We start from the raw sequence: 23,850 nt of genomic DNA on the forward strand, positions 1-23,850 counted from the left end.
ATAGGCAAAGTCGTTGTTTAACGACCTTACCCATATCCAAGCACTTCAATGTATATACCAATTAACGCAAATCTATGTAGCTGATTGGAGTTAAGAAGAAACAGCTTCAGACTTACGTTGGTTCAGTAATTTTTTCTTCATGTTTTGCTCAAGTTCATAGCGTTGATATTCAACAACCATCTCTTGTGCCATGGTAGAAATCACTGAAGCAGTTGCTTTGTTTTCATCAAAGTCCGTGCCTTTATTTTTGGCATTTTTCTCAATCATGGTACGCCGTGTCTTAATCTGATTCTTCGCACCTTTTGGATAGAATTGTGCAAGGACCTTCAACGCCTTACCACGTTCACCGATAAGGTCATACGTGTAGTTACGGAGCGCACGTTCATCGGGATGTGTACTGAGTGACCATAAAAGGATTGGACCAAGTGAAACGGTATATAAGCCCGAACATTCCATTTTTTCGAGTTTAATTTTACTGAAGTACGTTAAGCCTTGATCTGAGAAACCTACGTTACCTGAACCAAGCGCATCCATTTCTAGTTGAGTTAGACCGATGCTGTCACGAATAGCTTCACGAGATTCGCGTGTACCAGGATCGACAATCACATACGCCGTAGCAAAGCCCACCAAGTCTTTAAAGTCTTCTACTTTGTGAGATGCCAAGTTAAGACGAGCACCCCATTTACGCAATGTACGTGCGTCTTCAGCCAATTCTTCTAATAGGATTGGATCGCCTTTCGCAACGTGCAATTCGTCATAAGACATAATTTTGCGGTCTTCAAGAAGCTCATTAATCAGTTGGGTTGCATATTCACGATAAGCTTGTGGGAATTTTGGAATATCGTCACGGCTCACGGCGAACTTACGTTTAATGAACATCCGTACAATCTGGAAGAATAGCGATGTAGTTTTAGGATCTGATGATGTCGCAACTTCGTTTAAGTCGATAGAAGCTACACGAGCGTTACCGATGTCAAAGTTAGTGTGATAGAAGAATGCTGGATAGGTATTTTGTGCAGCCATAATCTGATGCGCCAAAAAGTCCAGTGCTCGTTCATTATCAATATGAACATCACTCCAAACATCTAAAATTGATGAATCAGAAAGGGTTTCAATCATATCGCCAATAGTCGGCATTGCGTAACGGTGTGCCAACGTGCGTCCACGGATCTCATTCAAAGAATGGAAAAGGTCACGTAGAGCGTAATAAGAAATATCCTTACCTTGTTCAGAATGTGGCTCAATCAGTCCGTGTTTTTCCATGATGCGATCTAGTTCTGGATCTGCAAAGCGCATGTACTTACGTGCTTTATGATCAGCATTCGTATCATCAGCAAAATAGAATGTACGGCGTAGGACCGCACCAATAACGTCAGAAGTATTTTTGGCTGGTTGCCCTTTCAATTCAGGCGGTGTTACCAATGAACTTAAAAACGCTGTCATTTGACGCATTTCGTAGTTTAACGGGTAGCGTAAGCCCATACTGAATTCAAGCGGATTAATCGCTTCTTCTTTTGAGTTTTTAATACGCTTATAGATGGCATAGTGACGTAGCTCTTCAGGCAATGAATCTTGCACTGTTTCTACTAACCCACGGCTTGACTCACCCACATCGACAATATAGGTCAACGGGATACGCTCGTTACCAGGCATCATGATGTCCTCAAGCATGCCTTTGTTCATTGTGACCGATTTACCCGTACCCGGTTTACCAATGTTAATAGTCGTCCATACAGTCACTTCATTTGAGAACGAATCAAGAATAATCAGTTTACCGTCTAAGGTTTTGTTGAGCTGATGCCCTTTATGGAATGGTGAGTTAATACGTGTCAGCGGTAACATGTAGAACACATCAAACAACGGTGCTGGTGAAATAGGTGCGTGATTACGTACCATCAAGCCCGGTATATGTGATGCCCAAGTCAAAATAGGATCGCCAGCCTGTTCCATGACTTTTGCACCGCCCCACGCTTCAAAACTCTTCCAAAGCTTTTGGCGCCGTCCTACAAGAATGTTTACACCATCTTCGGTATTTGGTGCCCATGTCATCATGGTCATTTGCAGACCAGCAACAGTGTCTACTTGATCTAGGTCATTTTTAGTGGCCATCAAAATGTTACCAGCATTACGAATGGCTTTGTTTTGTGCCGTCATAAAGTGAATAACGCTTGATAACGTGCGTTTCATCATGGTTCCAGCCATACCATCACCAGTAATACAGTAACTCACCGCATATGGGATAGAACGGATGTTACCGCTAGTGTCGTGCGTTTTGGCCTGGTGTAATAAGCGGAATAGCGTTTCAAACGTATTCGTCTTCGCTGGATATATATCTACCATCAATGGAGCATATACAACGCCGTCAGTGATAACACTTCCCACTGGATAGAATGAACCTTGACTTGTACCAGGTAAGATCGCATTCGTCATGAGTTGTTCTGAGATCGGTTGATACAAAACGTGTGACGCATCATGTTCTGATGGTATTTCTTTCCAACGCATCGGTAAGCGTGTATTCAGCATCGGCACAGACAAGGTGAAGTCATCTGAAGTTGAATGTGAGGCAATTTGTTTTTTAATCGCTAGACCAGCTTCAACAACATTCAATACTTCATAGATTGCTGGAAATTCTTCAGTTGAGAGTGAGTTTAAGAATTGTGAGACAAAAGACTCATGGTGTACGTATAAGCTGTCCGATGATTTAAGCATGTCTTGAGCATTGACCGTACTTGGCATTGTAATTTGCGACAGTAGCTTTTTACGGTTTTTTGAGTCTTGAGCCTTATCGATTGGCGATAGTAAGGTTGGCTCAGAGATTAAAGCGATATAACAGCTTTCGTTAAATACACCGCCTGAAATGGTTTCTGTCATTTCATCAATGATGATGTCTAGATTCATCGCACAACGCGCCGTGGTCGCCTTTTGCATGGCATTCAAGTCATGAATCGCGTATGGCGTCTCATGGTCTACTTTGAACGCTAGATGAATCGTATGTCCACGGTCTTTGAAGTAGTTACGCATGTTGCTCGTCATCAAACCAATTTGACGGCTGAATGCATCACCACTAATTAAACTCTTAATCCCCTTGTATTCGATGATCGTAATCATTGCACCAGTTTTTGTGACAAACGTATGTTCGTCCGATACTGTTTCTAAATCGCAATAATCCTCTACGTCAGCTTTCATGCTTTGTAGGAATAACATCAATATAATTTCAATCTTGGAGTAACCAGTCTTTTTATAACCAGACTTCTCAGCTTTCTTCTTACTCATTTAAACACCTTTATTCACCTTTCTACGTCTATCTTTGATTAGACATGCCTTTAAGCATTAAGCATTAAGCATTAAGCACTAAAAAACGGTAATTCTCTTAAAACGTTAATCGCACTGTCGAAATCCTTATTTTGAATTGCGACCTCAAGACTTTTAACAGAGGGTTTTAAGCTCGTATCTAAAACCAACCTTAATAAAAGCTCATAGTAGGTACTGTTAAAAGGGATATTATCATTTTTTGAATTAGTAAATACATCAGTTTTAACGGTTTCGTCCTCTTTTAATTCGACATACTTCTTAAAACTATTTAGGTCAAACACTAAACCCTTATTAAGCAGTTGCCAAAACGCCGTTTCTAAAACCTCTTGGCTTTCACCTAAAGTACCCACCTTGAAGTTTAAGGAACCTGTATTTTTAAGTTGGAAGTGAACCTTATCAAGCTCTATGTAGATCTCTTTGTTCTGGTATAAGCCCTGTTCGTGGAAAACTTTAGACACCGATAGCTTTAAGTTTTGGTATATACAAAAAGATTGCAGCGAACTCATTTTTAAGTTGCCCGTATCTATCTGGTTTGTCGCATCTTCTACGGACGTTGGTAGATGTATCATCGGAAAGTAGCGTGTCAGTTCTTCAGACAGTTTCTTTTGTTCCAAAACGCTTATAATTGATAATGGATTGTCAAATCCAAAGTTGGTGCTCAGTAATTTCTTATGCTTCACACTCACACTTTGCTTAACCTGTATTTCAACGTCTAAGCCACTCAGCGCCGTTATTTTGTTTAGGTGTACCAAAGTGTCATCCAACAGCAAACAATCGCTGTTAACGGGGATATTCATCAACAGTAGCGCTTTAATCAGTGGATCTTGAAAATGCCCCGTTGAGTCTTCACCAGTTGTTGTCTGATTCCCTATCGCTATATGTACAACATGGAGTAGCATTAGCGTGTTAGATGTATGACCAGTGTCGCGTGTCGTTGGTATATACAAATCGTTCAGGAAGTTGAAAGCCTCAGTACCTATAACGCATAAGCGAAATATCGATAGCTGATCGTGCGTTTCCTTTGGTAGTGCATCTATCCCAAGTTCCCAATATTTGTAGATGTATGGACCAATAAATGAGTATTCATCATCATTCAATATGTCCGTCTCAAATACGCTATCCAATACCGCTATATCATTCACTATGTCAGGCTTAAATGGCTGTAACACTATGCCCGATATAACGTCTTCTAAGCTCATATCTATGTATTCGGTATCTGTTAAGCATTCTGTCATTTATGTGAACTCACTTATCACCCAAACCCTTAAATACATCTAGTGTTTGGTAGTACTCATACTGCTCGTCAGTAAAGATATTCGGGGAAAATACTATGTAGTGGTTTGGCAGATTAAAGCTCTCGTATGCTTCGTCTGATACCTTTTCCAAAGCTTTTGCGAGTTGATACAAAGAAAAGTTTTTGTTCTCTTTGATGGCATTCAAATACCACTCTTTGTACTTGCGGAGCTGGTCTACGTAATCAACGTTCGCTACCAACATATCTTCTTGCTTGGCTTCTTCATATTCAGCCATTGTGTTGAACTTAATGTCCGTGAAGTACAGTTGGGTATCAATTGTTTGGGTTCGTGTCTTAATCGCATTAAACGCCTGTATATCCTCAAACATATTACGTGCGTATTCTGCTTCAGACATCTTTGTAGGATTAGGGCGTTGATGGCGCTTTAACGGCTCTACAAGCAAGCTTTGGCGATGTCGCCGTGCGAACTTAGCAAGCTCAGGATCTTGGTTGTCAGACTTATGCGATAACACCAGTAATGCACGTTGATATTGATTAAAGATCTCTTGAGGTATGTTCGTACTCAATACGCATATTTCAGCTTTCTTTTCCAGTGATAGTGCAAAGATGTGGTTTTGTGCATGGCATAGCGTACAGACCGCTACAATGTTCTCAGCCGTATGGTTGCTATGATCGCCGTCTAAGTGATGTGGCTCTAAAAAGTATTCGTCATAGAAATCACAAAAATAGCATTTAGCTGGTTGTGAAGACATTATTTGCTTTATTGTCTCATTGGTTTTAAAACCATCATGGATAGTTTTATCTTGACGTATCTCTTGCTTGTCGTTTACGCCGTTAATAGGTCTTAAAATACCAAACTTACGGTTTATATGTTTCACTTAAACCCCTTAATACTATTAAGTAAGGTCTAATTAAAACATGTATATACTATTTTTAAAATAAAAAAAGCGCAGCCTAAGCCACGCTTTTAAACTTATTTATTATTGTATTACGCTTTACCAGTAATAGTGTTCGCAGCAGAGAACATGATGAAGCCTACGATTGATAACGCACCACCCACACCAATACAGATCCAAGCAGTTTTCTTTTTCTTTTGTTGATCTTCTTCTGATGTATACATCATATACAAACCAGTACCAACTAAGCCTAAACCAAGCACCATGAACACTACGATTAAGAATTTATAAACGTTTTGACCTAATGTTTCACCACGGCCTAAGATTTCATTCGCATCAGAACCAGCAGCGTGTTTTCCGTAAGCTGTACCACCTGGGTTCCATGTGCCAGTGTTTGCATATGCAACTTGACCCATTAATGCAGAAACAAAAGCTAAAAACATTACTTTTGCGCGGAATGCAGTCGCTTTTACAGTGCGAACTGAGTGTTTTACTAATGATACCATTGTCATTTTCCTTTTATTTAATATACGGGAGCTAATCTCCGCACTGTAATTAAACATTCTTAAAACCCTATTGCTTTAAGTTGCTTAATTTTAAACTTCTCGTTAAATATCTTCAATATCTTATACAAGGTTTTTAAGAAACTCTCACCCTATTTTAAGAAGATTGTTTAAAATATTGTAAAAAAGGTTCCTCCTATTTGTGTTCCAAAGGTATTAACAAAGACATCGTGTACGTCCTGAACGTATACGCATAATACACCTGTTATAATTAAAACCCATGCTTTGCGGTATGTCGCATTGCCTTGAGCATCAATTTTCTCTACAAAACCATATAAGCCACGAGCTACGGCTATAATCCCTACCAGTTGCGTAAAACCTACAACCGCCGTAACGATATATGCACCTAAATCATTAGCACCAGCATCAGGCAAGTAACTTTGTACCGTTACAAGTTCTATGCCATTACCACCAAACAATGAAGAACCTAGTGCACCAATGATATATCCGTCATATCCAAGTGATGCAAAAGCACCACCGATAAGAATCTTCAACAATGCCCCACCAGTGGTAGGCTCTTTCATTCCATGACCAAAGAACTTTTGTTGAGGTGATGATGCTTGCATTAAGTCAAAAAGCGCCGTGCCAGTAATCACCAACCCCGTTACAACAAAGCAAATGCGTATAAAGCTTAGTAGTGGACCGTATATGTTTAATATCGCTTTAACTATATCTAATGCATCCACGCTATTTTCCTTATTTCACCCAAATGGCTTGTTCGTTTTCGTCAACAGCATAGACCGTGCGATTGTCTGGCATCTTCTGACCTACATAGACTGTATATGTATGGTTTTGAGAATCTGTCATCCAAGCGCGATCGCCTACAACCGCAAAAGCATCCAAGCGTTTTGCACCTTTTGGAATTGATAAGGTTTTAGATCCCGATGTACTTAAAGCCTTTTGCTTAGTCTGGTCTTTAGCTATTTTGATTAAACTAGTCTTTAATTCCTTAATTGCCTGTTCTTGCAATTCAACAAGGTTTTTAAGATCGTCATTTTCAGCTTTCAGTTGTTCATTTTTGATTATGGTTTCTGATTGAGCAACTGCAGTTTGTTCGCCGTTTTGTACTTGCCCATGCGCTTGCTCTTTTTCTTTCAAACGTTGTAATAAAATAAGTGCATTCGTACCCTGACTTTGATAGAAGTTAACTGCCTCTATTCCTAGATCAGAATCAATCGGATACGACATGGATTTGTACATAATCATGTATTGACCAGTGGTAGGATCTTTAAACACAATATTTTCATCAACAATGAACGCCGTATCATCAGCAATACTATTGTCCTTTAAAGGTTGTTGATTTTGGTTGTATGTTGCTTGTGTTTGTTGAATGCCTTGACCAACAGTATCAATGGATTCTGGTGTTTGTTCTGGAGCAACTGCCGTGCTGACGTCTTTTGGTTTACTCATTTGTATCCAAAAGAAAGTACCAATCATAATTAAGGCAATAACACCAATAACAATAAGAAGTTTTGGAGGAATACCACCCTTCGCACTACCTTCGCCTTTTTGGGGTTTGCCTTCAGCATCTTTTAGATTTTTCTTTGCCTGTTCAGCAGTCATTTGATTATCAGACATTTCGCTTACCCCTTACTTTTCGGTGTTGTTACGTCAGCATCAAAAAAGACTTCAAATACTTTTCCGCTGTTAACGATATACGTAGTTGGTCGAACTGTTGATGTACGTGCCATGTTCGCCATTTCCGTACCAACGTTACCAATGATGTTCCCGGCAATTTCTTTATCGTTTGGCTCTTCCTTCGTGCTTACAACATTGCCAGTATTTGTGATTTGGGTTGTACCAATGTTTTGATAGGCTTGTCCGTAACCCTCAAAGATTCCAGCAGTAACCATACCGCCAAGCTTTTGCAAAGTGTGTTTTTGGACTTTATCAGCCATGCCCGATTGTTTTGTTCCAAGAGTTAAAGCTCGTACTTGGATTGCATACTCTTCGCCCTTAAACAACATACGGGTAAAGTTAAATTCAATATCCGCAGTATTCAGACCAACAGTACCAATAAGTTTTGCGCCGTTAAATTTACCGCCAATAACAGTAGCAAATAGGTTTTTACCTTTATCAGTATTCACACCTGTATCTAAACGCGCTTTCATTGTTGTACCAGCTTTAATGATTGCTAGTCCTTTAGTAGATTCGCTAGTCGTATTCGCAACGTTCAAGCTTCCAAGGTTTTGTTGCCCTTCCGATGCTTTAGTGTTGTGTGAATATTTATATGTTGAATATCCGTTGACCTTGTTCTTTGTATTAGAAAACGCAGCAAGTTGATCAACAAAAGCAGTTTGACTTAATTCACGCGTTGCAGCATTACGTTCTGCATAAGCAGCTGCTTGTTGGCTATATACACTAGCAACATCATTAGCAGCAGATGAAGCATGTTCATATTGTTGCGCGTAGTTAGTTTGATAAATCGGTGCGTTTTGATTAGCACCGTTTTGTGTTTGTGGTTGTTGTGGTAGACCACCGCTAGTTGGTTGAGGTAATGCACCACCTTGATTTGCCATATTAGCTCTGGCCATCTGGTCAAGTTCAAGCGTAATATTTGGTGTACCACCTGTTGCAGAACCGTTTACAGGTTGCCCATTTGGACCTGTAATAAAATTCTGATCGTTCAGATCGCCGTTTGGATCTTGTGTTGCAACTGTTTTAAATTCGGGCAAATAGCTTTCACCATTTTTGCCAGCTCGAGCAGCTTCTTCAGCTTGTTTTTGACGTTCATATTCTACATATTCAGGAGGGATAACATTTGTACCCTGTCCTTGGATTTCTGGTGTAGCAATAGCAACCTGATTATCTAAAGCTAGTTGGTCACTTTTCCCCATTGGGTTAAACATAAAAAAGCCTAATCCACCAACTACTACCAAACCAATAATTGCAACAACGCGAAAGCGCGTATCTGCAAAAACACGTTTTTTGTTAGCAGTTTTAATACTTGTATTTTTCAGTTTTTTAGGTTGGTCTTCTTCTGAATGAACTTGGTTTGCAGAAATAATAGTTTCATCGGTAGTACCTACTTCAGTGCTACGACTAGAATTCTCTTCAATGTCATTCGGGTTATTTTGTTGGTTCGTTGAATCCATTTTTAATTCTCACTTAATGACTTAAAATGCGTCTTCGAGGTAAACAGTTTTAGGTGTACCGCCAGTCGTTGAAAATGTGATGTACTTCAGATCTTCAGAATCTTCATAACGGAAGATCTTCATACCGTTGTTAGCGCGGAAAGAACTCAAAAAGGCTGGTTGAATAACACCAAAGTTACTACGCACATATATATAGCCACCAAACTTCCAAGCACGGACATTAGGACTATCGGTTCGCATTTCAACAGCACCCTCAGGCGCTAAGCCATCCATAAATTGCAAACTCACACCATCTGGAATAATCGATGTTTGATTGCCTGTTGAATACATAGCTTTGGCTGTTGGGCTTCGACCAGGTATACGTGCGTCTACACGAACATCTAAATCACGTTGGCCAGTAGCTAACATCAAAATTACTGGAGCACCCAATCCCTTTAATGTGACCGTTACGTTTCCGAAAGCAGCTGGATCTAATGGTTCGATTGAAAGGATGTTAGTTTCAGGGATTTCGTCTGGCTCTTTTTCGTTTTGCTCACCTAAGCCATCTGAGAAACGTCCACGGTCCAAAGAAATCTTTTCAATGTTCCATGGATTTCCTGAAGAATCGGTAAAGACAATAGTAGATAGCATGCCAGCGCTTAAACGAATTACTGGCGGTTCCTCACCAGGGTTTAATGAAATACCCAAACTACGGGTTTTCGCTTGTGGCGTATTTACATAAGGACTAGAAAGGCTTCGTTTTTGTTGCAACAAAAGTCCTTTAACTATTTTTGTTTGCTCAGGTGTGAACTGCAAACCAACAAGATTGTGAACCTGTCTGTCAATTTCCGATGCTGTATCAACTACCTCAGGTGCAACCAAAGGAGATTGAGCATCCGCAAAAGTATTCGGAGGCATATCAGCAGCATTAACTATTGTAGTTAATGCAGTAGAAGCAAAAAGAGCCAAAGATAATTTTTTCAATTTCATAAGTATCATCCAATTAACGCGCTGGAGTTAACGTAATTGTCTTAACAGCAATACCGTTGTAGTTCAGATAAGAACGTGGATGCTCAACAATAGTAACTGTCGCAATGAAGCGGTGAGTCTCTTTAGGTTGTTTGTCACCTAAGAAGAATTGAGTAGTGATAGGAACACGAACAGTCCAACTAGGTTCTGCAGCATGTAAATCACGGTTTTCGATTTGTGGAACATCAGTAGCAGTAGTTCGCATCGTTAGGTTGTTTTGTACGATTGTGCCAACTGTTTGTGATTGAGCGATTTGCTTCATCAATGAATCTTTACCGCCCTCAGTGAAATACATTGAACCAGCATTGTTAATAACGTCACGCCAGTTCAAGAAATCAAAGTTGTAGACAGAAAGAATTGCACTCTTACCGAATTCAGAAATAACAACGTCAGTAACGCGAGGGTTTTTTGATGCTTCGATTGGACAGATAACCGAGTTATCTACTGTTTGAACAGCTTTGACTTTTGGGTATGCATTAAAGGCAGCAAAAATAATCATCGCAAGAACAGCACTCACGATAAAAGCGAAAAACACGAAAACAAGCCATCGTCTTAACTTTGCAATCTCCTTATCTTTTTCATCCACCTGTTTTCTGAGCCAAAGACTAGGATCACAAGAACCTATTTCAGCGTTTTCATTAGATTTGTCTTTAGACACAACAGCACTCCTATTTCGCTGGCTGATATATAACAGATGGAATTGGACGATCTGATTTAGAGCTAAGCACACACTTAACTGGTGTGCCGTCATCAAAAACCAAAGATTCAAAATCTGTTGTGGTGAGTTTAAAAGCTACAAAACTAAGCGTTGTTAAAACGGTTAAAATGCACAATGAGGCAAACGTACTAACCAACACTCTTAAAAGCCTTGCGTATTTTCTTTTACCTATTATTGATACTTCAGCGTAAGGAGAACCCCATGTTGAAGTAGTCAAATTAGTTTTAGAGTTATCCATTTAGTCAATCACTAAACCCGACTTTAATTCGTCCTTATAATAGTCGGTATTAAACTCATTTGCTATATTAAGATCAAAATAATAAAAGGTATCTAGGTTATTAGCTAAAAGTGTTTTAACAAATTCATGGCTACCATTAACGTTTTCAATAGAATCTAAAGTAGGCTTTATACTAAAACCACTATGGCCTCTCCACTTTCGCCCATAAAAGTTAGAAGCAGTATCTTTACCAGCATGTCCAAAAGCACCAGCTATCACAAACTTATCAATACCCTTTACCTTAGCATTTGCAATACATTGATGCCTTGTACTGTATAAAGTAGGTCGTTGATCTTCATTAGTTAAAACCTTGCCTCTAAGCTTAAAGTAATTGATATAACTTAAACGTAAACGCTCTTGCAGTATTTTAATAAAAGTCTGTTTTTCATCCCATCCAAAGGTATAGCCACTACTTTTATTTAAACTAGATACCTTTCTCACATACCTATTTAGCAAGTTCCAATAAAGGTATATCTTTTCTTGATCTTCATGTTTAAGGTCATCAAGTATTAAATACCTTTTAAGTCCATTAGCCCGACCATGTGTAGCCTTGCCATTTTCCACAATCATGATCAGTTTTGGTCCTTTTACTGCACAACAGAATGAAACGGAAAACCACTCAACAGGACGCAATCCAACAACAAGATTGGCATCAACAAAAGCAACCATCATCCGATCAAACTCACTAACCCTGGTGTTACTCTCGTTCTTATGCTCGAATTCTCTTATCAAGTAGTTGTAAAACGTGCGTTCAAAGTACTTTGTTTTCAGCTCAGAAGTACGCTTAGGTTTGTCCTTATTAGCTGTATATTTTGTGTTAATGATTCTTAAATATAATTCTTCTAAAAAATATTCATCAAAACCAGCATCTATATCTTCATCATTAATAGAGCCATTATTTAGCTCATTAAGCTTTAGACCGATTCCATACACTAAATATGCACGATATGTTCTAAATGTAGATTCCGCGTAATAACCATTTTCAGATTTAGTTTTAAATTCAGAATATATGTTTTCATACAACATTTTTAAATCTAGCTCTGAACTATCTAAATGTTTATCAATTTTTTGCTTAAGCTCAATATCATATTTGGTCTTAGTAGAATACGGAAAATCCTCTATACGACTTGTGTATTCTTTTAATGTCTTTGGATAGCTATTAGGATTCTCAAAACTGCTCACCACTACCACCCTTTATCCACATGCAAAACATGAGCACATACTACAACGTTAAACACCTTTCTAAAAGTACTCGTTAAAACGTTTTTCACTTTAAGCAAAATGTTTTTCACTTTTAAGCCCAATAAATGCGAATGTCTTTTTTGACTCCTCTCTTGTTAGTACAGTGGAAAAATCAAAAAAATGAAGTTGATAAATCATAAAAACACAGTGGACCTTTTTTACAGTGAAGTGCTTGATATGCATAGTTTCAATAGTCTTTTGCCAGTTGCGATGCCTTAAATTTTTAGGGAAAAATACGACTCTAAGCCTATCATTATTGCAGTTTAATTGGTGTTTAAGGTGTCAAATCTTTATATTTAAGATGCACAGCACTAAACCATAAGGTAGGTTTTTAAAAGTAGCAGCTTTAATGTCTTTAAACTTTTAAATTAGGAATGGTATATACCAAGATGCATTTTTTCTTCAAACAGTTTTTATCAATTTATTTAATATTAAAGAAGCTGGCTTATAAATAAATTACATTATCACCAATAATATTTTTAATATTAATTAAAAAAAGCATATTAACATCTTTATTAATATACTTCTATACTGTAAAATATAAATTACAGTATTAACAATATTTTAATTAAAAAAAGAATAAATGTACTTTGTTATTTTCTGTATAAATTATATTCTAAAAAAAGAACAAAAAAGAATAGAAAAGATAATAAAAAGAAAGAATAAGACTATAAAGGAATATAAAAGACGTCCAGCAAACTATAAGAGCTCATTTACTCTCTATAATTGATTGAAAAAAGTACGTTGTATTTCCATTTCAGATAGGTACTACTAAAAAAAAGCATTGTTTTGGACAGACAATGCACTTAAAAAGAGTATTTTTTACAGATTTGTCTTGTTTAGGCCAGGTACGACTGCCTGAAGAACGCCCTTAGATAAGCGTTAAAGCTTATAAATTAGGTTTAAGCGAGTGCCTAAAAGTCGGCTTTATACCTTTTAAGGGATTTTTTATAATTAATAAAGTGCATTTTAATAGTTTTTAGACTAAAATCATTTTGTCTTTATACCCACTTAATCCGGAGTAAAAATGAAGCACAATAAAAAGCTTTTAAGCGTTCTTGCAATTGGTTTAATGATGTCTGGGTGTGCTAGTCGTGATGTAACGCAATTAAACGTAGCAAGCCCTTTATCTATTATATCTGAAGCATCTCAAGAGGCTTTAATTGCACAACAGAACTTAAAGAACTCTTCTGCAATTCAAATGCAAACTGTTCAGAAGAAACAAGGTAGCATCAACCATGACCTTTTAAATATCGACTACATAGGCGATCCAATACCTTTAATTAAAAGTATTTCTAGCCAATACGGATACCGTTTTGTAGAAGCTGGTCCTACTCATGAGCTTCCAATTGTTAATTTTAATAAAAAGCGTCTTACTGGTGTAGAAGCTTTACGCGATGTTTCTGCATATTTAAATACTGCTTCGATAACTCTAGATCATCAAAATAAAAGTATTTTATTGACTTATAACTAATACCCTTTAAATCCTTTTATACATATCTGGAGTTTTTATGGACTACTCTAATAATGCTTCATTACAAGAGCTACTAAACCCATCTAACCAGTCTTCTTTAGAAGTTCATGTTAGTAATGTTGAACAGCAAGCTCGTTATGAAGCCATGCTTGAATTAGTTAAGCAAAAAGGTATTAAGTTAGGGATCAATACTTATTTAAGCAACGCTCGTGAGGTCATCAAAAGCCAAGAGCGTAACCTTGATACAATCTTTAACTTTAAACCTTACATGATCAAAGATGTTGTTGTTCCCCCGGTTATTATTGAATCAAAAGATGTAACTGAGACACCTAATGCCATGTCGTACAAGACGACTAAGCAGACTTATAAAATCTTGAAACAAGCTCGTTTCAGTACTCGTGCACCTGATTGGCGTCAGTACCTTGTTTTCCCTACACTTGATAGCAATGTTGATTACGTGACTTTCATTCCGAAAGAAATGTTACCAGCTAACGAACAAGAACGAAAAATATGGAAAGAGACTGCTGCTAAGTCTTATGAAATGGGTTTAGTTGAGGGCCGAAATATTGTTGAAGATGCAGTAGATCGTCTTAAACGAGATTATTTGGGGATGGTTACTTTCCATAAGTTTGTTTTAGAGGGCAAGTTATCAATGCCAGCAATTAGCAGTCAATCACTGGCTGTTTCTTCTACACAAGACACTATTGCTCTTGATATGAAATTGCTTCAAATCCAACAATTACCGCAGTTCAATTCAAATATTGAAACTTGGAAACCAATTCTCCAACCTGAACAAATTGCACCTAGCTATCAAATTCCAAAAATTAACCTTGTTAGCGAACCTTAAGTTCGCTAACTCAATTGGAAGTTTTAAATGCAAATGAAGGTTTCGACATTAAAAGCAAAATCTGCATTATTTGATGTTAACAAGATTAAAGGATCTGAAAATAAGATTCTGACAGCTACCAAAGACATTCGCAAAGACTACGATTCTAGCCGTGGTTTTGGTTTGGCTACATTAACAGCCATAACGACATACAAAGATCCGAAACAAGGGTTTAAAAGTCGCGATGAATTTGAAAGTCTTCTATATGAAGCATTAGCTCATGGTGCTTCAGATATTTTCATTAGTCCAGATCGCCCCATCACAATGATGAAAGACTTGGAGTTATATTCGTTAACACACCGTATTATCAATCGTGATGAAGCTCTACACATCCTAAGAACGATTGCTGATGAAAATGCCTACTTAGTCCTTATTAATAATAAGTTTATTAATAAGGCATATCGTATTCTGCAGAAAGACGCTTCAGGTAAGGAAACTCGTTATAACTTTCGTGTGAACGTATCTCGAACTTCGTATCGTGGATCTGGAGATTCTTTTCAGATAACGTTACGTACAATTTCTGGCATTCCCCCTCACTTTTCAAAAGTGGGTTTAGATGAAGATTTCATTAAAAGATCGCTACCTCACAATGGTTGCTACATCATTGGCGGAATCACTGGTTCTGGTAAAAGTACAACACTAGCTTCAAATATTCGCTATGTGTTGGAAAATAATACTCATATTCGTGGAAATATTTTGACTCACAACGAGCCTATCGAATACGAGTATGACGCAATTGAAAGCACACACAGTATTGTTAGTCAAAGCGAAATCCCCAATAACTTCGAGACTTTTGCGGATGCAAATAGAGAGGCGATGCGTAGACGTCCTGCTGCAGTTGAAATCGGTGAATTGCGAGATAAAGAAACAATTTCTGCAGCTCTAGAACTTTCTTTAACTGGCCACCCTGTTTTTGCAACGGTTCACGCAACCACCGTAGACAAAATTATTCCACGTATGTTGAAGCGCTTTAAGCATGAAGAACATCTTCAGGCTGCAGCTGACATTATTGGTTCAGTTTATACATTGATTGCTCAACGTCTTGTTAAAGATGTGAACGGCAAGGTATTTGCTGTAAGGGAACACTTAATTTTATCACCTCAACTGAAAGAAGAATTGCTTTTAATTGATGATATTCATGCTCAACAGAAGTTTATTCGAGAGTTAATGATTAATTCTGATGGTTCAGATCCAAACATCAGTAAGAGTTTCAGGAAACAAGCTGACGATCTACTCAAAGCTGGTCGTTTGCATGAAGACTACTATTACAAACTGATTTATTAAGAGGCGAATATGGATGATCAATATGCACACTGGTCGCAATTTAGATTAAATCTAATCCTATGGGGCGGTTTAAACGGATATTTGTTTATACCTTTTCTAGCTGTTGTTATTAAGTTTTCCTTGTTCAAACTTATGCTTTTCATCGGCTTGATAGTAGCAACATTGGTTATTGAAAAAGTATTTAAATACAAATACAGCTATATCCCCTCTGCTCTTAGACGCTTAGTTTTTGGGGGCAATAAATACACTAGACGCGGTAGAAGACGTTACTCGTTGTAAATCTTGAAAAATTGAAAGGTAAACTTATGAAAAATACTCAAAATGAAAAACCAGCGATTGAAGAACGTTATATTGTTCTAGGTATTGATGATGGACATGGCGGTACAAAGCTTTATGCTGGTCTAGATCAAGATGGAAATGAAATCAAACTGACTATTCCTAGTATTGCTTATTCAGGAAAAGTCCTCACTGGCGAAGAGGATTCTACTGACTATTATGTGGTTAAAGTAAATGAAAACTTTTATACAGTTGGTAAGAAGATCAATAGTAGTGTTCCTCTGGATACCAGAACAGACGAATACCCGACATCTGAATATAACAAGGCACTAATACACCAGGCAATTAAGGCCTATATTGACCATATCGGAACATATGATGGTAGAGCGTTTGCAATCGCTACTTCACTTCCTGTTAGTCGCTATTACACACCTGAAAAAACCAAAAACATGCCACTTATTGATATGAAAACTAATTTTCTACTCAATGGTGATGTTTGCTTCAACTTAAAAGATCATAAAGCTGGTAAACCGCTTAATATCATTAAAAGACATATTGTTAAATGTGAAGCTCAAACAGCTTATTTTAATGAGATTATTGATGTACACGGAAACGGTTCAGAAGATAGTGATCTTTTAATAAGTTCTGAATGTGCTGTAATCGATATTGGCGGTAAAACCACTGATATTGTAGTCACATTAGATGGAGGAAACATGCTTGATGGCCATCGTTCTACATCACGTAACCTTGGTATTCTTACCATCTATGAACGAATCACTAGCTTAATTCTTGAATCTGGCTATAAAACAGTTAACGCTAACTGGCTAGATTTCGCACTAAAATCTGGAACTTATGGTATAGGATCTCAAGCCAAAGATATTACAGGTTTAATTCAGCAAGCTAAAAACGAATTCATGATCGAATTAAATAACTTTATCTCTAAACAGATCGGTGGAGGCGATGATTTAGCATTAGTATTATTTTGTGGAGGCGGTGCAGCTTTTCTTGAAAAAGAGATTAAAGAAAAGTACGACTTACCGAACGTAAGAATCGCTGAATCACCAGAGTACGCCAATGCTAAAGGTTTATATAAGTTAGCTAAATACATGTATAAAATGTACGCAGAAATCAAATGACAGATTCAAACTACATACAACTATCCTATCAATTAATTCACTTAACAAGAGAAGATCTTGATGTGATTAGTAATGTTAATAGAAATCTACCAGGTCTAGACTTAAACGCTTTTAGTTTAAGTCTGCTGTATTTAGGATTTATCTTTTGTACTGACAAGCAGAAGATTTTTCTAAATGCGCCAGTGCAAAATGAAATAGACGAGACGTTTGCACAGCCTGTACGAATGAAAATAGATAAAAATGCAAATCAAAAACTATTTAATTCAATTAAAAAACATCCTCAAGGAAAGCTTCGTAGAAATTACATAACTGCTGTTTTACATGCTGGTATAGCGGTTCTAATTGAGCTTTCATACCTTTATAAGTTGTATGAAGTTAATGAGGATATGGCAAGCCTATATTCTGTCAATTCTTTCCTATTAAGGTTTGGCTTAAGTACTTGTGTTGAAACATACACCAAGTTTAATACTGCTTACTATGTGTACGATATTGAATATCTTGAAAAAAAGTATCTTGATCATATATCCATACAAATACCAGAAAGTAGTAAGGAGCAAATTGAACAATCACCTAAAAAGCCCGTAACTAATTCTATCAAGAGCAAGGAGGTTCCTGTTCAAAAAGCAGTTAAGATAAAGGAAGCTAAACATACTGAACATAAAAACATTCAGGACCACTCCCCTACCGTTGAAACATCTCAAAATACCGAAACGTCCGAAATTAACAATGCTAAACCAAGTCAAAACGTATCTGAATCAAAACCAGTAACCAATCCAAGTAGTTCGGATTGGCTTAACCAGACTTTTAATCCAGATCTATTATAAAAAAAACCGGCAATGCCGGTTTTTTTCATTCAAAGTTTTGAAACTTCAATCATTCAAGCTCTTAAAAAACTCTTCAATTTTTCTAGCTTTCTCTTCTGTAATATCTGCATCCAAGGCTACTCGCAACTTAAGTACACTCTTACCTTTGGTACCACATTCAGAACTCATAGAACCAAATTTAACGCCCTTATCTGTCTTAAAATCGAATTTAATCTTACTCGGTTGTTCTTCAGTAGTAGCTTCTTCAGTTTTTTCAGGCTTAGTCGCCTTATTTGCTTTTTCTTCTTCACTCAAAATAGCTATAAATCCTTTATGACGCTTGCCCGTGGATTTAAATTCTTCAACGTATTTATCCCATTCTGGTCTTAACAAGTCGAAAATTGCTTTTTCAGTTTTAGTTTCTAAAGCTTTATTTATTGCGGTATTCACTTCTTGAGCAATATATCCAGAAATTAGCTCAGGATCTTCGTTCAAAGAGTCCAAAATGAACTCAGGTAAGTCTAGAATATATTTGAGACGGAAATACTTCGACTTATCAATCGCAAATTTTTCAGTAACAAATTCATAACTTTCAAAAGGATAACCAAACTCTTCACATAATTGCTTGATTTTTAATATGCTTTCAAAATCTGAAAGATTTTGTCTAGCAGTATTATCCAATAAAGCTGTTATAGCAGCTTTATCATCATTCATAGATGTTTTAACTAAAGCAGTAATTCTCTTGAGCTTTAAAATCTCTTTAATTGCTCTAAAACGTCTCTCACCAGCAATTAACTCGTAACGATTACCCTTCTGTCGAACTGTAATCGGGTTAATTTGTCCATTAGTTTCTATATCAGCAGCCAAAATTGGCAACTTCTCATATACACGTTTATTCATGATACGTGGTTGATAAGGTGATGGATCAATTAAATCAATGTCGATTGATTCTAAATGAGATCCGCTAACAATATTTTTTGTTTCTCGCTTAGCTAGTGGGTTAAGACTCCCCTCTTCTATGGTTGGAGTCGCTGTATTTTCTTTTACATCAGTAACTTGAGCATCACTCCCTGTTGCATTAGCAACAGATGTTTTTTTCATGCTTTTTACTTTATCTTTAAAGTTCATATCAGCACCTTATAATTTTTTGTATTCAGAAACCATTAGATCTACAAGTTGATTAATTGCTTGTTTTGCTGGTGTTTCTTTTCCAGCATCCAGATCAAATACGGAACACTTAACATATGATGCTTGACTAAAAACCGTAGCATTTGGAATACAGATTAATTCCTTATTTACCAGTTTTTCTTGCAATTTTGGTTGAGCATATTCATTGCGAATATCTTCAGCCAAGGTAAGATCCACTGTATTACGCTTGTTATAAAAGTTTAGTACTGGCGATAGAATTTTTAAATCTGGATTGCTTGTCTCTAAGTCATCCATAGAGTTAAGTATATCTTCCAAACCCTGAATACTGTATTCACCCTGTAATGGAATTAATAAACTGTTTGATGCTAACAAAGCATTAAAAGTTAGAGTTTCCATTCGCGGTGGACAATCTAACAAAATAAAGTCGAAATCCCCTTTTATCTTTCTTAATACACTTCTAATAATTTCATTAGGAACTGGACTAGAACGCTGAATATTGATTTCAACATCACGAATGTTATTAGCACAAGCAATCAAAGACACATTTTCAAAGTTGGTTTTATCTGGACCTTGTATAACATCGTGAATGTTAATTGTTTTATAGTTTTCAAAAATATCTTTTAGAGTGCCATCTATATCGTTAATATCTGGAACATTTGAAATATGTTTTGTTGCATTACGTTGGCTATCTAAGTCGATTACTAAAACCGTATAACCTAATTTTCCAAGCTTAGCAGCACAATTCACCGTAGATGTTGTTTTGCCCACACCACCTTTAAAGTGGATGCTTGTACAAATATAAGTTATTCCTGAGTTCTTTTCCATTTTTCAATCACCTTTCAAGTAAAGTCAAACAATACAATATTTGAAAAATATTTAAAATACTTTTTCACTTTATTTTTAATATATTTCAACTTTTTCAATCTATATGCCTAACATGTGTCCATATCTTATGTGTTTTTCATTATCAGACTGATAACAGCTTTAGATTCCTTGGCGTGGATTTTTTCATTATCAGACTGATAACAGCTTTAGATCCCTTGGCGTGGTTTTTTACATTATCAGACTGATAACAGCTTTAGATTTTTAATCGTGGATTTTTTCATTATCAGACTGACAACAGCTTTCGATTTTTAATCGTGGATTTTTTCATTATCAGACTGATAACAGCTTTAGATCCCTTGGCGTGGATTTTTTCATTATCAGACTGATAACAGCTTTAGATCCCTTGGCGTGGTTTTTTTCATTATCAGACTGATAACAGCTTTAGATTCCTTGGCGTGGTTTTTTTCATTATCAGACTGATAACAGCTTTAGATCCCTTGGCGTGGTTTTTTTCATTATCAGACTGATAACAGCTTTAGATTCCTTGGCATGGTTTTTTTCATTATCAGACTGATAACAGCTTTAGATCCCTTGGCGTGGTTTTTTCATTATCAGGCTGATAACGGTTTTTCGATTCTAAATCGTTGATTTATTCATTATCAGACTGATAAAAATGGAGTTGCCAAGAAGAGGGGAGGGCTTACTACTACTTACAGTTAAATAAATGAGTAGACGTTGTGAAATGCACAACTGAAAATGATCTATATTAGCTGAGTAGGGGAGTGCCCTATTCAATAAAAAGACTACCAACAATATTTATAGAGAAATTTATTATATAGGCGGTTAATCCACTTAAATGTCTAGTAGGGGAGGGCTTCTTATTCATTCTTTTTAGTATTTGACCAAGAATACTGGCTTAGTGTTGAGATTGACCTGATTTAAGCTTTAAAAGGTATTAAATGCCACTTTAGTCAAGAGCTTAAAACCAGACTTAAAATCCTTAAAAGGTTTAAGGGGAATTAGATTAAAACCAATATTAACTATATAATACCCAACAATACACATATTAATAGGCTATAAAATGGCAGATCCAAAAGATAAGCTTGTACATGAGAATCATATTTATATATTTACTGTTGTTATGGTTTTAGTGGCTTTTTTGGCTGTATGGTTTGCTTATAAACCTCAAATTGTAGGGTTTTTAGTATACACAAAAGGCATTTTAATTATTCCTCTATGGTGGATACATAGCATATTCAAAGCTATCGGGCTTAACTACGTGCCTTTACTAAGTGAGTTGGTGTATTCAACAGAACACCTATGTAAACCAACAAACAATTGGCTTCCATTATTTTGTCAAAATAAGTTTAGCGAAGTCACTATTTTTCAAATTTCAAAAGCCAGTCAAGCATGGAATTTATTAATATTTTTGCTGGCAACACCTTGGATAAAGAAAGCTTATGACCGCTTCAACAGCGAGCATCCAGCACGGGGCTTTATCAAAAGCATGAACCTAGAAGAGTTCATAGAGGAACAAATTCCAAACCAAAGACACTTACAGGTTTTTGGTCCATTAGACTTGTCAAAATATGATACGAACAATGGTCATTTTAAAGCGCTAGATTCAACTTATGAGTTTGCAAATAGGCATGAGTTAATTACAGGAACTAAAGAGCGCCTTGTGAACATTACAATCAACGGAGTAACGAAAGAATATAATGATAAAAGTGAAACAGTACCTATCATAGATGAAGAGAAGTTTTTAAATGTCTTACGTGAACAACTAGGGGATCTTTGGATAACCCTTGATAATTCAAAAGAAACATCACCCGATGAATTATCGTATTTATCCGATGTTGATACAATTTTGCTAGCTTTGTATTTACCAGTAGCATGTGCAACCGATGAATCTATGGATGATGAAGAGTTCCGTAAAATCAAAAAAGATTCAACAACATTAATTAATTACTATTGGGATATTTGCACAAAAAATATACCTAACAACCCATTGTTTGCAATTGAAAATCAGTATGTTGAGGGCGATCGTAAGCTTGTAGGGTTTAATTTTGATTTCCTTAGAAAAAGAATTCACAAATACATTAAACATCCCGTTGCTACTAAGATTTTTAAAAACCATGCATATGTAAGAACTATTTTGTGTGAGGTTGTATTAACAGCAAGACAACTAGGTGTAATGCCACCAACAGATATACGCTGGTTAAAACTATACAATCGAACTGCATACGCATTCATACAGAATATTGGTAGACCGTCTTTGTTTAGTGAGGGTTTAGGTCCAATCTCGCATTATCTAATTGAGGTGAAATTAGGGAAGCCATTAGAAGAGCCAGACTTTAACATTGGCCTTGTTGGTTTTGAATACGAATTATTGAGTTTTGCCATGACTGAAGCTAGACAAAAAGCTGCTGAAGATGTGAACAGTATTATTCGAGTAGTAGAGTTTACGGACAAGGAATTAAACAACGGATCTTATAACTCTAAAAACAATGATAAAGATGATTTTAAGTATAGTGACGATCATGTTTTTGATATGGTGAGCGTAGAAATACCACAGGATGAAATACAAAAAAACAAGCAAAAAGGGTTTTAGTCTTAAACCTATAAGTTATAATTGACCGGTATTAAAACACCGGTCTTTTTTATTTAACTATTTTTTTAAAAACATATTTTAACTATACTGCTAAAACATGGCTTAAAAGGTAATACTCTAAAATGCTTTTAAATAATTTCACTAAAATAGTAGCAAGTTGCGCTATTAGTATTATTACAATCTCTACTTACGCTGCACCATCTCAGGACCTTACTTCTAAGATGCAAAAAATGGGCAAAGTAAAAGAAGTTAAACCCTTTAGTGGAGGTTTAACTTCTTGGATTCTTGAGGCACCTAATGGGAAAAATGCGGTGTTTTTTACAACATCCGATGAAAAAGTCATCTTACATGGTACAGCTTGGGATTCTGCTACTAAAAAAAATATATCTGAGCCTCTTAAATTAACTGCAAAAAAAATGAATACACCAGCACGACAACCAACAGCTTCCGTTGGGAATTTGGCCAGTGCATACAATCATCCAGTCTTTAAAGCTGTAAAAACGCTTTCAGGGTTTAAAGAGGGGAAAGCGAATGATAACAACACTGTTTACATCATTTACGATCCACGCTGTAAATATTGTCACGAAACATTCAACCTTTCTCGCTCATACGTTAAAAGCGGTGCAACTATTAAATGGATTCCAGCTTTAGTTCTAAACCAAAGTGAAAACGGAAAACAATTAGCAGCTGGAATTCTTCGTAAACCATCTGAAGATACTATTAATAAAACCTTTAATGGAACAGATGAAGAAATTAACTCAATTAAAGTGATTCCTACACCACAGGAACTTGCTGAGTTGGATAAACACTTAGGCGCTCTTCAATCTATCTTCTTCTATCACGAAGATATTGTTGCAATGCCAAAAGAAGATCGTGAACAGCGAGAAGCAATTCGTAGCGCTGGACAAAAGCCACAGCCACTAACTGCTGGTGTACCAGTTGCTATCTTTGTAAATAAAAAGACTGGAAAAGTTGAAGCTCGTAGAGGAACTTCAGAAACAGCCACTCTTGACTATATTTTCAAATAAGAGGGAATTGAG

The 23,850-nt window shown here is 36.7% G+C and carries 20 protein-coding genes; 7 read left to right on the forward strand and 13 right to left on the reverse strand.

Going from position 1 to position 23,850, the window contains the following annotated elements; genetic code table 11:
• Positions 1 to 90: 90 nt before the first annotated feature.
• The 11 genes from DYI81_RS10080 to DYI81_RS10130 all read right to left on the reverse strand — a co-directional run bounded on the left by DYI81_RS10080 (position 91) and on the right by DYI81_RS10130 (position 12,306).
• Positions 91 to 3,273 (reverse strand): hypothetical protein, encoded by a 3,183-nt coding sequence (locus DYI81_RS10080; protein ID WP_033917407.1) that lies wholly within the window; start codon positions 3,271 to 3,273, stop codon positions 91 to 93.
• A gap of 71 nt (positions 3,274 to 3,344) precedes the next feature.
• Positions 3,345 to 4,547, reverse strand: coding sequence for a hypothetical protein (locus DYI81_RS10085; protein ID WP_024160951.1), 1,203 nt, complete (start codon positions 4,545 to 4,547; stop codon positions 3,345 to 3,347).
• 10 nt (positions 4,548 to 4,557) lie between these two features.
• Entirely contained in the window at positions 4,558 to 5,445 is an 888-nt protein-coding gene (locus DYI81_RS10090; protein WP_024160797.1) for an HNH endonuclease, read from the reverse strand.
• 110 nt (positions 5,446 to 5,555) lie between these two features.
• Positions 5,556 to 5,969, reverse strand: coding sequence for a hypothetical protein (locus DYI81_RS10095; RefSeq protein WP_024160796.1), 414 nt, complete (start codon positions 5,967 to 5,969; stop codon positions 5,556 to 5,558).
• A 167-nt stretch (positions 5,970 to 6,136) separates the two neighbouring features.
• Entirely contained in the window at positions 6,137 to 6,712 is a 576-nt protein-coding gene (locus DYI81_RS10100; RefSeq protein ID WP_087528442.1) for a hypothetical protein, read from the reverse strand.
• 10 nt (positions 6,713 to 6,722) lie between these two features.
• Positions 6,723 to 7,604 (reverse strand): hypothetical protein, encoded by an 882-nt coding sequence (locus tag DYI81_RS10105; RefSeq protein ID WP_024160794.1) that lies wholly within the window; start codon positions 7,602 to 7,604, stop codon positions 6,723 to 6,725.
• Positions 7,605 to 7,609: 5 nt separating this feature from the next.
• A complete protein-coding gene (locus DYI81_RS10110; RefSeq protein ID WP_024160950.1) occupies positions 7,610 to 9,121 on the reverse strand; it encodes a DotG/IcmE/VirB10 family protein in 1,512 nt (503 codons plus the stop codon).
• A 21-nt stretch (positions 9,122 to 9,142) separates the two neighbouring features.
• Positions 9,143 to 10,090 carry a DotH/IcmK family type IV secretion protein gene (locus DYI81_RS10115; protein WP_005005900.1) on the reverse strand — a complete coding sequence of 316 codons (948 nt, stop codon included), beginning with the start codon at positions 10,088 to 10,090 and terminating at the stop codon, positions 9,143 to 9,145.
• A gap of 13 nt (positions 10,091 to 10,103) precedes the next feature.
• Positions 10,104 to 10,664, reverse strand: coding sequence for a DotI/IcmL family type IV secretion protein (locus DYI81_RS10120; protein WP_228134816.1), 561 nt, complete (start codon positions 10,662 to 10,664; stop codon positions 10,104 to 10,106).
• Positions 10,665 to 10,797: 133 nt separating this feature from the next.
• Positions 10,798 to 11,085, reverse strand: a complete 288-nt coding sequence (locus DYI81_RS10125; RefSeq protein WP_024160792.1) for a hypothetical protein — start codon at positions 11,083 to 11,085, stop codon at positions 10,798 to 10,800.
• Positions 11,086 to 12,306: a hypothetical protein gene (locus DYI81_RS10130; protein WP_228254383.1), complete on the reverse strand. Its 1,221-nt coding sequence runs from the start codon at positions 12,304 to 12,306 to the stop codon at positions 11,086 to 11,088.
• 1,087 nt (positions 12,307 to 13,393) lie between these two features.
• Here DYI81_RS10130 and DYI81_RS10135 point away from each other — a divergent pair.
• From DYI81_RS10135 to DYI81_RS10160, 5 genes are all read left to right on the forward strand, one after another.
• Complete coding sequence (locus DYI81_RS10135; protein ID WP_044103272.1) at positions 13,394 to 13,840, forward strand: DotD/TraH family lipoprotein; 447 nt, start codon at positions 13,394 to 13,396, stop codon at positions 13,838 to 13,840.
• Positions 13,841 to 13,877: 37 nt separating this feature from the next.
• The gene (locus DYI81_RS10140) at positions 13,878 to 14,687 is read left to right on the forward strand and encodes a type IV secretory system conjugative DNA transfer family protein (protein ID WP_024160789.1); all 810 of its coding nucleotides are present in this window, start codon (positions 13,878 to 13,880) and stop codon (positions 14,685 to 14,687) included.
• 27 nt (positions 14,688 to 14,714) lie between these two features.
• Positions 14,715 to 16,010, forward strand: a complete 1,296-nt coding sequence (locus DYI81_RS10145; RefSeq protein WP_024160788.1) for an ATPase, T2SS/T4P/T4SS family — start codon at positions 14,715 to 14,717, stop codon at positions 16,008 to 16,010.
• A gap of 305 nt (positions 16,011 to 16,315) precedes the next feature.
• Positions 16,316 to 17,422 (forward strand): ParM/StbA family protein, encoded by a 1,107-nt coding sequence (locus tag DYI81_RS10155; RefSeq protein ID WP_024160787.1) that lies wholly within the window; start codon positions 16,316 to 16,318, stop codon positions 17,420 to 17,422.
• The gene (locus DYI81_RS10160) at positions 17,419 to 18,246 is read left to right on the forward strand and encodes a hypothetical protein (RefSeq protein ID WP_024160786.1); all 828 of its coding nucleotides are present in this window, start codon (positions 17,419 to 17,421) and stop codon (positions 18,244 to 18,246) included. The genes DYI81_RS10155 and DYI81_RS10160 overlap by 4 nt, the downstream gene beginning before the upstream one ends.
• Positions 18,247 to 18,291: 45 nt before the next feature.
• On the opposite strand, the gene DYI81_RS10165 is transcribed toward DYI81_RS10160, so the two are convergent.
• Complete coding sequence (locus DYI81_RS10165) at positions 18,292 to 19,353, reverse strand: ParB/RepB/Spo0J family partition protein (RefSeq protein WP_024160785.1); 1,062 nt, start codon at positions 19,351 to 19,353, stop codon at positions 18,292 to 18,294.
• Between the two features lie 9 nt (positions 19,354 to 19,362).
• The gene (locus DYI81_RS10170) at positions 19,363 to 20,199 is read right to left on the reverse strand and encodes an AAA family ATPase (RefSeq protein WP_117007472.1); all 837 of its coding nucleotides are present in this window, start codon (positions 20,197 to 20,199) and stop codon (positions 19,363 to 19,365) included.
• Between the two features lie 1,081 nt (positions 20,200 to 21,280).
• Between DYI81_RS10170 and DYI81_RS18110 the strand changes: the two genes are divergently transcribed.
• Together DYI81_RS18110 and DYI81_RS10185 are read left to right on the forward strand one after the other, a co-directional pair.
• Positions 21,281 to 22,810: a Type IV secretion system protein IcmP/DotM gene (locus DYI81_RS18110; protein ID WP_024160802.1), complete on the forward strand. Its 1,530-nt coding sequence runs from the start codon at positions 21,281 to 21,283 to the stop codon at positions 22,808 to 22,810.
• 122 nt (positions 22,811 to 22,932) lie between these two features.
• Positions 22,933 to 23,838, forward strand: a complete 906-nt coding sequence (locus tag DYI81_RS10185; RefSeq protein ID WP_005028646.1) for a hypothetical protein — start codon at positions 22,933 to 22,935, stop codon at positions 23,836 to 23,838.
• The last annotated feature ends 12 nt before the right edge of the window (positions 23,839 to 23,850 follow it).

It is taken from the genome of Acinetobacter sp. SWAC5 (assembly GCF_003419885.1).
Classification (GTDB): Bacteria; Pseudomonadota; Gammaproteobacteria; order Pseudomonadales; family Moraxellaceae; genus Acinetobacter; species Acinetobacter cumulans.